This window comes from Brevundimonas sp. AC546, from assembly GCF_979258305.1.
In genome coordinates this window covers 2,873,526-2,885,216 of sequence record NZ_OZ409849.1, presented here as the reverse complement: position 1 = coordinate 2,885,216, position 11,691 = coordinate 2,873,526, and the positions used below count along the sequence as shown (strand labels likewise).

General features: G+C 66.1%; 11 protein-coding genes. 5 read left to right on the top strand and 6 right to left on the bottom strand.

The window, feature by feature from the left end:
• Positions 1-1,368 carry a sensor histidine kinase gene (locus ACZZZD_RS14230; RefSeq protein ID WP_463435816.1) on the top strand — a complete coding sequence of 456 codons (1,368 nt, stop codon included), beginning with the start codon at positions 1-3 and terminating at the stop codon, positions 1,366-1,368.
• A gap of 86 nt (positions 1,369-1,454) precedes the next feature.
• Positions 1,455-1,931, top strand: a complete 477-nt coding sequence (locus tag ACZZZD_RS14225) for a hypothetical protein (RefSeq protein WP_463435815.1) — start codon at positions 1,455-1,457, stop codon at positions 1,929-1,931.
• Here ACZZZD_RS14225 and ACZZZD_RS14220 read toward each other — a convergent pair.
• The 3 genes from ACZZZD_RS14220 to ACZZZD_RS14210 form a co-directional block, all read right to left on the bottom strand.
• Positions 1,928-2,722: a pyrroline-5-carboxylate reductase family protein gene (locus tag ACZZZD_RS14220; RefSeq protein ID WP_463435814.1), complete on the bottom strand. Its 795-nt coding sequence runs from the start codon at positions 2,720-2,722 to the stop codon at positions 1,928-1,930. The genes ACZZZD_RS14225 and ACZZZD_RS14220 overlap by 4 nt on opposite strands.
• Positions 2,722-3,225 (bottom strand): type III secretion system chaperone family protein, encoded by a 504-nt coding sequence (locus ACZZZD_RS14215; RefSeq protein ID WP_087119719.1) that lies wholly within the window; start codon positions 3,223-3,225, stop codon positions 2,722-2,724. Before ACZZZD_RS14215 ends, ACZZZD_RS14220 begins: the two co-directional genes overlap by 1 nt.
• Before the next feature lie 76 nt (positions 3,226-3,301).
• A complete protein-coding gene (locus ACZZZD_RS14210; RefSeq protein WP_159849762.1) occupies positions 3,302-3,589 on the bottom strand; it encodes an accessory factor UbiK family protein in 288 nt (95 codons plus the stop codon).
• 174 nt (positions 3,590-3,763) lie between these two features.
• On the opposite strand from ACZZZD_RS14210, the gene lgt reads away from it, so the two are divergent.
• Genes lgt through pgeF form a run of 3 tightly spaced genes read left to right on the top strand, consistent with a single transcriptional unit; the run spans position 3,764 to position 6,499 of the window.
• Positions 3,764-4,633 (top strand): prolipoprotein diacylglyceryl transferase, encoded by an 870-nt coding sequence (gene lgt, locus ACZZZD_RS14205; protein ID WP_463435812.1) that lies wholly within the window; start codon positions 3,764-3,766, stop codon positions 4,631-4,633.
• A complete protein-coding gene (locus ACZZZD_RS14200; RefSeq protein ID WP_463435810.1) occupies positions 4,630-5,715 on the top strand; it encodes a class I SAM-dependent methyltransferase in 1,086 nt (361 codons plus the stop codon). The genes lgt and ACZZZD_RS14200 overlap by 4 nt, the downstream gene beginning before the upstream one ends.
• 13 nt (positions 5,716-5,728) lie before the next feature.
• Complete coding sequence (gene pgeF, locus ACZZZD_RS14195; protein WP_463435809.1) at positions 5,729-6,499, top strand: peptidoglycan editing factor PgeF; 771 nt, start codon at positions 5,729-5,731, stop codon at positions 6,497-6,499.
• A 196-nt stretch (positions 6,500-6,695) separates the two neighbouring features.
• Here the strand turns inward: pgeF and lpxC are convergent, their stop codons facing one another.
• From lpxC to ACZZZD_RS14180, 3 genes are all read right to left on the bottom strand, one after another.
• A complete protein-coding gene (gene lpxC, locus ACZZZD_RS14190; RefSeq protein ID WP_463435808.1) occupies positions 6,696-7,595 on the bottom strand; it encodes a UDP-3-O-acyl-N-acetylglucosamine deacetylase in 900 nt (299 codons plus the stop codon).
• A gap of 186 nt (positions 7,596-7,781) precedes the next feature.
• Complete coding sequence (gene ftsZ, locus ACZZZD_RS14185; protein WP_463435806.1) at positions 7,782-9,374, bottom strand: cell division protein FtsZ; 1,593 nt, start codon at positions 9,372-9,374, stop codon at positions 7,782-7,784.
• Between the two features lie 227 nt (positions 9,375-9,601).
• Positions 9,602-11,650 carry an alpha/beta hydrolase family protein gene (locus ACZZZD_RS14180; protein WP_463435804.1) on the bottom strand — a complete coding sequence of 683 codons (2,049 nt, stop codon included), beginning with the start codon at positions 11,648-11,650 and terminating at the stop codon, positions 9,602-9,604.
• Between the last annotated feature and the right edge of the window lie 41 nt (positions 11,651-11,691).

Below are 11,691 nucleotides of genomic sequence, written 5' to 3'. Positions count from 1 at the left end.
ATGCGGCTGCTGCCCGCCTATCTGTGGCCGCGGTTCCTGAAGCGGCGCCTGCCGACCTCGCTGTGGGGCCGGTCGCTGCTGATCATCGTCTTGCCGGTGCTGGTCATGCAGATGGCGGTGACCTGGGTCTTCTTCGACGCCCACTGGCAGACCGTCACCGCCCGCCTGTCCGAAGGGCTAGCCGGCGACATCGCCTGGGCCGTCGAAAGCTATGAGGACGATCCCAGCCCCGCGAACCTGGACAAGCTGGCCAATCGCGCCGAACGGTCCATGTCCCTGTCCATCGTGCTCCAGGAAGGCCGCACCCTGCCGACGGAGGAGCGGCGCGGCGCCATCGGCGTTGTGGACCGGGTGCTGGACCGTGCGCTGGATGCCCGTCTGGACCGGCCCTACTGGTTCGACACCACCCGCTATCCCGCCTATGTCGACATTCAGGTGCAGGAGCCTCAGGGCGTCCTGCGCATCATCGCCCCGCGTGAGCGCGCCGTGGCGACCCAGGCCCATATATTCGTCCTGTGGCTGGCAGTCGCGACCGTCCTGCTGATGGGTGTCGCCATCCTGTTCATCCGCAATCAGGTCCGCGCGATCGAACGGCTGGCAGATGCGGCCGAGGCCTTCGGGCGCGGCGAGACCGTGCCCCGATTCAAGCCGCACGGCGCGCGAGAGGTTCGCGCCGCCGCCGTCGCCTTCATGGCCATGCGCGACCGGATTCAGCGCCACATCGACCAGCGCACCGCCCTGCTCGCCTCGGTCAGCCACGATCTGCGCACGCCCCTGACCCGTCTTCGTCTCGAACTGGCCCTGGCCCCGCCGTTCAAGCGCCAGGCCGCCATGCGCGGCGACCTGGACGAGATGGAGCATATGATCGACGAATACCTCGACTTTGCCCGAGGCGAGGCGGGCGAGCCGCCCAAGCCGGTGTCGATCTCCGATCTGCTCAAGGCGGCGGGCGAAGACGCCCGACGCGCCGGCGCCGAGGTTCAGGTTTTGGTCCCCGAGGGCATGACGGCGTCCGTGCGCCCGCTGGCCTTCAAGCGCGCGCTGGTGAACTTAGCCGGCAACGCCGCCTCGCACGGCGAGCACGTGCGCCTGTCGGGCCGCGCCCTGGCGTCCGGCGGTTTGGAAATCATCGTCGAGGACGACGGGCCAGGCATCCCCGAGGCAATGTATGACGAGGCGTTCCGCCCCTTCTCCCGCCTGGACGATTCCCGCAATCAGAACCGCAAGGGCGTCGGTCTGGGCCTGGCCATCGCCCGCGACGTGGCGCGCGGTCACGGCGGCGACGTCACCCTGGACCGCAGCGACCTGGGCGGGCTGAAGGCCACCATCCGCGTGCCGGGAACCGTCACGGTCGCCGAGACGGCCTGAGGCATTTCAGCTTTCGTCGGCCAGGGTCTGGCGAAACGGCGCCGCAAGGGTCATCTTGGTTCCGACAGGGCTTGGAGATGAATTCGATGCGTAGACTTGCCTTCTTTGCACCCCTCGCCGCGACCCTTGCAGCCGCCGCCATGGCCCAGGCGCAAGCCCCGACCGTGAACGTTACGGTTGGCCCGGAACTTCAGCGTCAGGTCGAAAAGCTCGGCGATCGCGAGGTCAACGAACAGATCGCCGGCCTTCAGGCAGAAGTCGGCAAGGCGTTGGAGCAACGCTACCCCGGCGCCACGGCCAATCTGATCCTGACCGACCTGAAGCCGAACCGCCCGACCATGGAGCAGGTGCGCCAGACGCCGGGCCTCGACCCGATCAACAGCATCTCGATCGGCGGCGCCGCCATCAAGGGCGAGATCGTCACGGCGGACGGCCAGACCCGGCCGGTGAACTATTCCTACTTCTCGCCCAACATCGCCGATGTCTGGGGCTACAGCGTCTGGCGCGACGCCGACCGCGCGTTCGAGCGCTTCGGCAATCAGATCGAGCGCGGGCGCTTCTAACCCATTTCGCGGTTGCGTTTCACCGCCGCCGCGACCGTCTCGTCCAGCATCGCCGTCAGGCGGCCGTCCTTCGCCATGGCGTCCAGCCCGGCGCGGGTCGAGCCGCCGGGCGAGGCGATCCGGCCGATAAGGGCCTCCAGCCCATCGTCGCCCATCGAATCCGCTGCGGACCTCAGGGTCGCGCGCGCCAGCACATCCGCCGTCGCCGCATCCAGACCCGCCGCCTCCCCGGCCCGCGCTAGGGCTTCGGTGAAGGCGTAGAAATAGGCCGCGCCCGATCCGGCCACCGCCGTCGCCGCATCCATCAGGGATTCGTCGGTCAGCACCACAGTTTCGGCCATCGGCTCGAACAGCGCGCGCCCGACGCCCTCGGCTCGCGCATCCGCCGACCAGACCGAGGCCACGCCGCGTCCCCGCGACACGCCGGTCGTCGGCATCACCCGCACGATGGGCCAGCCGCCGATCCCTTCCGCCAACGTCGGCGCGGTCACGCCCGCCATCACCGACAGGATTACGGCCCGGTCGTTCAGAAAGGGCGCCAACGGAGCCATCACCTCGCGCCACAGGGCCGGCTTGACCGCCAGCACGATGACGCCGGCCTCGGTCAGCGTCTCCAGCGGCGGATTGATCCGCGCCCCCTTCGCCCGCGCAGCCTCGGCGGCCGGCTTCTCCGATGGACTGAGAATGATCAGGTCGGATGCCGCCACAGTCTCGGTCAGCAGCCAGCCTTCAAGAATGGCGGACCCCAGTCGGCCGCAGCCGACCAGAGCGATGGGACCAGTCGCGGCCATCAGGCAGTGCCGACGGTCTCGAACAGGCAGGCGTCGATGGCCTCCTGCGGCTTCTTGTTCCCGCGCACCATGAAGTCGAAGGCGGGGTAGTAGCGGTCCGATGCCTCGATGGCGGCGTCGATCATGGATGCGGCCTGGGCCAGGGTCGGGCGCTCGCCCATGGGCAGGGCCAGCGAGTGACGGAAGACGATCTCGCCGTCCTCGGCCCAGACCTCGAAATGGCCCATCCAGGTGCGCTGGTTGATCAGGCCGACCAGCTCATAGGCCGCCGTCTTGCGGCTCTTGGCCACCTTCAGATCCAGCGCGCAGCACAGCTGAAGGCAGTCGCCCTCGGGCCGCCAGGCGAACCACAGCTCATAATCCTTCCAGTCGCCGGCCAGGGCAAAGGCCAGATCGCCGTCGTCGGTGCGGTCGAACGGAAGATTCTCGGCCGTAAGAACATGCTCGACGACCTCAAGCGGGTCGAAGGGCACGTCCATTTCCTCTGGCCGGGCGATATCCATCAATTGTCTCGATTCGAGCTGCATCCGCGAGAATCGCGGGCGTTAACAGAACGGTAAGCCTGTTCGCAGATTCGGCTCAACCGGCTGCGTCCCCGGGTTGAGTTCCATCTGTGGACGTTCCCTTCGCAGGCTTCGCGGCCGGCTTTTTCGCTGCCTTCAGCTCTGCGATCTCGGCCCGCAGGGCGGCGATCTCGTCCTTCAGCACATCGAATTCGTCGCGGCGGACCAGGTCCATCTCGGCGGCGATCCGGTCGGCCTGCCCGCGCCAGGCGGTCTTGGCCTCTTCGCCTGCGGCCTGAGCCAAGCCCATGGCGCCGGTCGTCAGCTTGGCGAACTCGTCCAGGATGGGATTGCGGGTCTGCATGGCGGCTCCGACCTCAACGTCGTTAACGAAGGTTCACCGACTATGGTGAACGAAACCTTTCTTTCTGCTGCTTCGCGGACGCCATCAAGGCGTTGTTATTCGTCTTCACAGGCGACGGACGCAGCGACGCTTGCTAAACCGCCTTTCAGAGACTGCCCTTCACAGGAACGCCCCTTGCCCTTTCCCGAATTCGATCCGGTCCTGATCCACCTCGGACCGCTTCCGATCCGCTGGTACGCCCTGGCCTATGTCGCCGGTATCGTTCTGGGCTGGTGGTACGCCGCGCGCCTGGTCAAGACCCAGCGGCTGTGGGCTCCGGGCAAGCCGCCGGTCACCACGACGCAACTGGACGACCTGGTGCTGTGGATCGTGCTGGGCATCATCCTGGGCGGCCGCCTCGGCTACGCCCTCTTCTACAAGCCGGTCATGTACGGCCAGCTGTTCACCGGCCAGACGCTGGGCGAACGGTTCGAACTGTTCCAGCTCTGGACCGGTGGCATGAGCTTCCACGGCGGCTTCCTGGGCGTGGTCGTGGCCATCGTCCTCTATGCCCGCTCGCAAAAGATCGACATGCTGCGCCTCGGCGACCTCGTTGCGCCCGTGGTGCCGATCGGCCTGATGTTCGGCCGCCTGGCCAACTTCATCAACGGCGAGCTGTGGGGCCGCGAGACGACCGTTCCCTGGGCCGTGCGGTTCTGCAACGCTCGCATCGAACAGATGTACGGCTTCTGCCCCGCCGGCGACGCGCCCCGTCACCCCAGCCAGCTCTACGAAGCCGGCCTGGAGGGGATCGTCCTGCTCTCCGTCCTGTCCATCGCGATCTGGAAGTTCGATCTGCTCAAGAAGCCCGGCTACATCACCGGCCTGTTCCTGGTCGGCTACGGCGTCTGCCGCGCCGCGCTGGAGAATGTGCGCGAGCCGGACTTCGGCATGCCCGACTTCCCGCTGGGTCTGACCATGGGGATGATGCTGTCGATCCCGATGATCCTGGTCGGCGGCTGGCTGATCTGGCGCGCCTGGAAGCGGCCGCCCGTCGAAGCATGAGCGAGGTCGAAACCCTCAAGACCCGTCTGGCGCGAGAGATCGCCCTGACGGGTCCGATGACGGTCGCCGACTACGTGACCCGCTGCCTGCACGATCCCAAGGGCGGTTACTATGCCTCGCGTCCTGACCTGGGCGCACGCGGCGACTTCATCACCGCCCCCCTGGTCAGCCAGATGTTCGGCGAACTGATCGGCCTGTGGGCGGTCGAGACCTGGAACCGCCTGGGCGCCCCCGAGCGGTTCCGCCTGGTCGAGGTCGGCCCCGGCGACGGCACATTGATGAGCGACGCCCTGCGCGCCGCCCGCCTGGTTCCCGGCTTCCTGGAAGCCTGCGACCTGATCCTGATCGAGCCCAGCGCCCCCTTGCGCGATCTTCAGGCCAAGGCTTTGGCCGGCGCCGACCTGTCGCCGCGCTGGGTGCGCGACCTGACGCGGATCGAGACCGACGCCCCCGTCATCCTGATCGCCAACGAGGTGCTGGACTGCATGCCCGCGCGCCAATTCGTCCGCACCGACGGCGGCTGGGCCGAGCGGCGCATCGGCGTCACCGACGACGGCGACCTGATCTTCGGCCTGACCGCCATCTCCGGCGGCTTCCAAAAGCCGGACTTCGACATTGCGCCGGGCGGCATACTGGAAATCTCGGAGCAGCAGGCCCTCTTCGGCCGCGACCTGGGCCTGTTGATGAAGGCCGCCTCGGGCGCCGCCCTGCTGATCGACTACGGCCGCGCCCGGCCCGAGGCCGGCGACACGCTTCAGGCCCTGCGCCGTCACCAGAAGGTAGATCCGCTGTCGATACCGGGCGAAGCCGACCTGACCCAGTGGGCCGATTTTCCCCTGGTCATGGAGGCCGCAGTTCGCACCGGCGCCGACGTCACCGGCTGCCTGCCCCAGGGCAAGTTCCTGCGTCTGCTGGGCATCCAGGCCCGCGCCGAGGCCCTCACGACCAGCCGACCCGCCGCCGCCGCCGTCATCGCGCGCCAGCTCGACCGCCTGACCGGCGACGACCAGATGGGAAGCCTGTTCAAGGCCGCAGCGATCTTCGCGCCCCGGTCCCTGGTCGTGCCGGGCTGGGACGCCTGATATAGGTGGGAGCATGAGCGATCTGGCCCCCATCACCCACCCGCTTCTGACCGCCGCCGGCATCGCCCACGGCTTCTTCACCCGAGCGGGCGGCGTCTCGACCGGCATCTACGAAGGCCTGAACGCCGGCGTCGGCTCAAAGGACGATCCCGCCGCCGTCGTCGAGAACCGCCGCCGCGTCGCCGCCCATTTCGGCGCCGACGCCGACCATCTGAACGGCTGCTACCAGATCCATTCCGCCGTCGCCCGCGTGGCGGAAGGCCCATGGCATGGCGACCGGCCCGAGGGGGACGCCGTCGTCTCGGCCGAGCCCGGCATCCTGTGTTCGGTCCTGACTGCCGACTGCGCGCCGGTGCTGCTGGCCGATCCCGAGACCCGCATCGTCGCCGCCGTCCATGCCGGCTGGAAAGGCGCGCTGGGCGGCGTAGTCCATTCCGCCGTCGCCGCCATGCAGGCCCTGGGCGCCGATCCCCGCCGCACCCTGGCCGTCGTCGGCCCGTGCATCGCCCCCGCCAGCTACGAGGTCGGCGTCGATTTCGAGGACCGCTTCACCCACCACGACCCCGGCGCCGACCGCTTCTTCCAGCCCGGCGAGACCGACGACAAACGCCAGTTCGACCTGCCCGGCTTTGTCCTTTGGCGGCTGCAACAGGCCGGCGTCGGCCAAGCAGTCTGGACCGGCCATGACACCTGCGCGGATGCGGAACGCTTCTTCTCCAACCGCCGCGCCTTCCAGCACGGCGAACCGGATTTCGGACGGTTGATCTCGGTGATCGGGGTCTGAAATAGGACCTCGCGCCTTTTGTGAGCCGTCATCCTAGGTCTTGTGCCTAGGATCCAGAGTCCCGGTGTCGCCAGCGGTGCGCACCATCGTCGAACGAGTCTATGGATCCTAGGCACAAGGCCTAGGATGACAACTTAATAGGGGCGGTGAATTCAAAGAGTGCGCGACTGTGGGGCGCAGAAAGCGTTGCCCGCCCTCAGCCCACGCGCGCCAGCTCCGGCACGCGCGTCACTTCACGCCACGCATGCGGCGCAGCCAACAAGGCTCGCACCAGACGGTTGTTCAGCGCGTGACCGGCCTTGTAGCCCTCGTAGCGGCCCAGCAGGGGCGCGCCCAGGACATACAGATCGCCGATCGCGTCCAGCGCCTTGTGACGCACGAATTCGCGTTCTATGCGCAGGCCGCCGGGGTTCAGTATCTCGTCGCCGTCGATCACCACGGCGTTCTCCAGCGAGCCGCCGCGCGCCAGGCCCGCCTGACGCAGGGCCTCGACCTCATGGGCGAAGCCGAAGGTGCGGCAGGCCATGATTTCCTTACGGAAGGTCGGCTCGTCCACGACGAAGTCGATGATCTGGTTGCCGATTATGGCCGACGGAAAGTCGATCTCGAACCGCATCTCGTAACGGTCGCAAGGCAGCAGGGCCGCGTGCTTGTCGCCTTCGGTGACGTGGACCGTCTCCAGGATCTCGATATAACGCTGCGGCGTCGGCTGCGGACGGAAACCGGCCCGGTCCAGCAGTTGAACGAACTCCAGCGCCGAGCCGTCCAGGATCGGTAGTTCCGGCCCATCGACCTCGACCACGGCGTTCGACACGCCCAGTGCGGCGAAGGCCGCCATCAGATGCTCGATGGTCGACAGGCGAACGCCCGCACCGTTCTCGATCATGGTGTTCAGGCGGGCGTCCACGACGGCCTCGCCCGACACCGGAATACGGTTGTCGCGGTCAGTGATGTCGGTGCGCACGAAGACGATGCCCGTGCCCGAGGGCGCAGGCCGAACCGCCAGCCGCACACGACGGCCGGTGTGCACCCCGACGCCGGCGATGATGGCCGGGGCGACGATGGTGTGTTCGTGATGGTCGTTTCTGACCGACAAACTCAAACTCGCTCTTCGTTATGCGCGCCGCACCCCGTGCGGATTACGCCCTAGGTTTCATGTAGCGGGCATGCCGCAACTGCGAAATCAAAGTCCGGTTTCGGATTGTTTCGGTCTGGGACGCCGCTGGAAACGAAGAACGCCCCGGAGCCGGGCTCCGGGGCGTTCCATCGTCACTTGGGTTGTCTAGTTGGCCAGACGGCGGAGAAAGGATGGGATTTCCAGGTCGTCATCGGCCTGTCCCGCCTCCGGTTCCGATTGCTGCGCCGGCTGGGCCGCTCCACGCATCTGATGCGTCGGTTGCGGCGCATAGGAGGCCTCGTGCTGAGGCTGGGTGCGCTTGCCGCGACCGAACAGGCTCCAGCCGCTGCGGCGGTGATCGCGATCGTCATAACCGTCGTCGGCCTGGGGCTGCGCGACAGGCGCGGCGCGTTCACGCTCGGCGTACAGGTCGCCTTGCGGCGCGACGCGAGGGGCCGGGGCGCGGGTCTCATATTCCTCGACCCACGGATCGACGATGGGGTCCAGGGCGCGCGGCTGCTGTTCGGCGACGCGGATCACCGGCTCGGGACGCGGTTCCGGCTCGCGAGCTGCAGGGGCCTGAAAGGTCGGCACGACCGGCGCCGCCTCGATGCGGGGCTCGGGCGCACGCGGGGCTTCCGCACGGACCGGCTCGCGATACGCATCCCGCGTCGGCTCCGGCGAACGCGACTGCTGCGTGCCGTACAGGCCGCCGGCCGAACGGCGGGCGTCATGACCGGCCAGAGGCGCGCTGGCGGCCGGTGGGGCGATAGGTTCGATACGCTTGATCTCGCCCTCGTCCATGCCGGTGGCCACGACCGAGACGCGGATCTTGCCGTCCAGGGCCGGATCGAAGGCCGCGCCGAAGATGATGTTGGCGTCGCCGTCCACCTCGGCCGAGATGGCGTTGGCGGCCTCATCGACTTCCAGCAGGGTCATGTCCAGACCGCCGGTGATGTTCACCAGCACGGCCTTGGCGCCCTTCAGCGAGGTCTCGTCCAGCAGCGGGTTGGCGATGGCGTTCTGGGCGGCCAGCAAGGCGCGGTCGTCGCCCGAGGCCTCGCCCGTGCCCATCATCGCCTTGCCCATCTCGGACATCACGGCGCGCACGTCGGCGAAGTCCAGGTTGATCAGGCCCGGCAGGATCATCAGGTCGGTGATCGAACGCACGCCCGAGTGCAGCACCTGGTCGGCCATGCCGAAGGCGTCGGCGAAGGTGGTGCGTTCGTTGGCGACGCGGAACAGGTTCTGGTTCGGAATGACGATCAGGGTGTCGACATAGCGCTGCAGCTCGGCGACGCCCGCGTCGGCCAGGCGCATCCGGTGACGGCCTTCGAAGGTGAAGGGCTTGGTCACGACGCCGACGGTTAGGATGCCGCGGTCACGCGCGCATTTGGCGATGACGGGGGCCGCGCCGGTGCCGGTGCCGCCGCCCATGCCGCAGGTGATGAACACCATGTGCGCACCTTCCAGGTGCTGATGGATTTCGTCGGCGGATTCCTCGGCGGCGTTCATGCCGACTTCGGGGTGCGCGCCGGCGCCCAGGCCCTGGGTGATGGTCTCGCCCAGTTGAATGCGGCGATCCGTCTTGGCGAAGCTGAGGTGCTGCGCGTCGGTGTTGGCCACGACGAACTCGACCCCTTCGAGGCCGGCGTCGATCATGTTGTTCACGGCGTTTCCGCCTGCGCCGCCGACGCCGAACACGACGATACGGGGCTTCAGTTCAGTGTGTTGCGGCTTGACCAATGAGAGCGACATTTCTTTTTCCGACCTGCTGACCCGCCCCTTCAAACCAACCGACCGCCCCGCCGAATCGCTTTGGTTATGAGCGCGTTAAGGATTGCGCCCATGAAGGTTAAGAGAAGGTTACGGCGATAATGTGAGTCGGCTTGCATGAAAGCATAAAAGCCAGCTTTGCTGGAGCTTTGCACACAAAAATGGGGCAGGCCAAAGCCTGCCCCTCTCATGTCGCAACGACTGGAAGCTCAGAGGCCGCCGGGTCCACAATCGTTCTTCATGAAGTCTTCGACGCTGGTTAGGATGCTGGCGAAGTTCGCAGGCGTCCAGGTGTTCAGCGTGTGCTCCATGTCCGGAAGGATCGTCAGCTTCACCGGCTTGCCCGCCGCTCTCATAGCGGAGGCCATAGCTTCCGATTCGGCTGGCAGCACTCGAGTGTCGCGATCTCCCGTATAAAGGAATAGCGGCACGTTAATTTCGCTGACGCGGCGCAGCGGGTCTTCGCCGTCGGCGGTCGGATGCTGAAACTCGCGCAGGAACCGACTGTTGTAGGTGCCCTTCTTGAATAGGGCGATCGTCGCAGGCCCGGCGCCGGCGGCGGCGCACTGATAGATGTTGTTCGAGCGAACGGCCGCCATCATTGAGGCATAGCCGCCATAGGAATAGCCGTGCATGGCGATGCGATCCGACGCCGCGACGCCCTGAGCGATCAGGTAACGCGCACCATCGTCGTTATCGTCCTGCATCTTGCGGCCCCATTCGCGGTCGCCGGCGCGCCACAACCGCTCGCCCCAGCCTTGCGAACCGCGGAACTGAGGCTGCAGCACGGCATAGCCGCGCGCGGCGAAATACTGGGTCCATCCCGACACGTCCCAAGACAGGTTGTCCCGCGCCCAAGGCCCGCCATGCGGCGTGATAATTGTCGGATAGGGTCCGGCGCCATAAATGGCGGGATCCGGCTTGGTCAGAAACGCCGGGATCATGAGGCCGTCACGCGCTTCGTACTGGATCAGCGTCGTTTCACCCAAAGACGCATCTTGCAGCTCAGGATAGGCGCGCCCCAACAGACGCACCCGACCGCCTGTCAGAATGTAATATTCGGGAGGAACACGCGGTCCCGATTTGGCGATAATGATCGTCGAGCGATCGTCTGACGTCGCAGACAGAGACACATCCGCACCGTCTCCTACTGAAAATCGGCTGCGCTCACCCGTTTCGATATCAGTCCACGAAACAGGAACGGTGGTGATGTTCAACGCCTGGCGCAGGTCCTTGAAGGCTTGGTCCAATGCGGGATCTGTATAGAAGCTGCGCGGTCGCTCTCCGTCATAGGTAAAGCCGACCACCTCGCCGAAATCATTCGGCGCACGCGAACGAATGACGCCGCCGGCGTCAAACAACGGGTGAGCGAAGGCGATCTCGCCGAACTGACGTTCGCGAATTTTGTACTCATAAATGGCGGAACGATCACGTCCTTCGGTCTTGCTGACAAACACGATGTTTGGATCGTTCGAGAAACCGACGATTTCGATCGGCTGGCGATCGCGTGCATAATAACGGAAGTGCTCAGACCATTCGCCGTTGTCGGGGTTCTTCAGCCACTGACCGATGTAGGCGGCGCCGTTGTCGAAATCGAACTGCGACTTGGCGCGGATTTCACCATCAAGGTCGGCGATCTCGCCGCTGAAGCGTTCGGACCCTCTTTCGATCCGTTCTGCCCGGCCCGTGTAGAGATTGAGCTTGTACTTATCGCCTCGCATGGGATCAGACACGATGACGTTCTGCGGATCTTGCGGCAGGTCGCTTATCAAGCCCCCCACGCCGACGATCGCTTGCTGAGTGTCGGTGAGACCGTCGAAGCGCAAGGAATTCCTTGCCGGCTGTCCTTCCAGTGTCAGGACCAGCGACCGCTGCAGAAAGCTGCGTTCACGCTGGCCATTGAATGGATTGAAGTCCCTCAGTTGCTGAGTGGTGACAAAGATGCGGTCATTCTTGATGAACTGTACGCCAACCACCTCCGCCCGCTCGTCGTCCGAACCGATAATGAAGGGCGGCTTGTCCATGTCGGCCGTGGTCCACAGAGCCACAACCCGCTTTTGGCCGTCAGGCGAAATTACGGCGACAACATGCTTGCCATCAGGCGAGACATCGACTGACGCGATGGCAGGCCGCCGGGCGAACGCCGTTGCAGGCGGCGGGCTAGCGGCGGCCTGAATAACGTTTGCCGCAGCTGGCCCAGCGGCGCTGAGGATCAACATCACGCCTCCAGCCGCACATATTAAGTTTTTAATCTTCATGTTCAATATCTTACGGCCCGCATAAACGTGCCCTCCCCGAA

What these genes read in the sequence shown, in the direction of transcription:
- pgeF (WP_463435809.1), top strand. Translation starts at nt 5,729, where the DNA reads ATGAGCGATCTGGCCCCCATCACCCACCCGCTTCTGACCGCCGCCGGC.
- ACZZZD_RS14220 (WP_463435814.1), bottom strand. Translation starts at nt 2,722, where the DNA reads ATGGCCGCGACTGGTCCCATCGCTCTGGTCGGCTGCGGCCGACTGGGG.
- ACZZZD_RS14180 (WP_463435804.1), bottom strand. Translation starts at nt 11,650, where the DNA reads ATGAAGATTAAAAACTTAATATGTGCGGCTGGAGGCGTGATGTTGATC.
- ACZZZD_RS14225 (WP_463435815.1), top strand. Translation starts at nt 1,455, where the DNA reads ATGCGTAGACTTGCCTTCTTTGCACCCCTCGCCGCGACCCTTGCAGCC.
- ACZZZD_RS14200 (WP_463435810.1), top strand. Translation starts at nt 4,630, where the DNA reads ATGAGCGAGGTCGAAACCCTCAAGACCCGTCTGGCGCGAGAGATCGCC.
- ftsZ (WP_463435806.1), bottom strand. Translation starts at nt 9,374, where the DNA reads ATGTCGCTCTCATTGGTCAAGCCGCAACACACTGAACTGAAGCCCCGT.
- ACZZZD_RS14210 (WP_159849762.1), bottom strand. Translation starts at nt 3,589, where the DNA reads ATGCAGACCCGCAATCCCATCCTGGACGAGTTCGCCAAGCTGACGACC.
- ACZZZD_RS14230 (WP_463435816.1), top strand. Translation starts at nt 1, where the DNA reads ATGCGGCTGCTGCCCGCCTATCTGTGGCCGCGGTTCCTGAAGCGGCGC.
- ACZZZD_RS14215 (WP_087119719.1), bottom strand. Translation starts at nt 3,225, where the DNA reads ATGGATATCGCCCGGCCAGAGGAAATGGACGTGCCCTTCGACCCGCTT.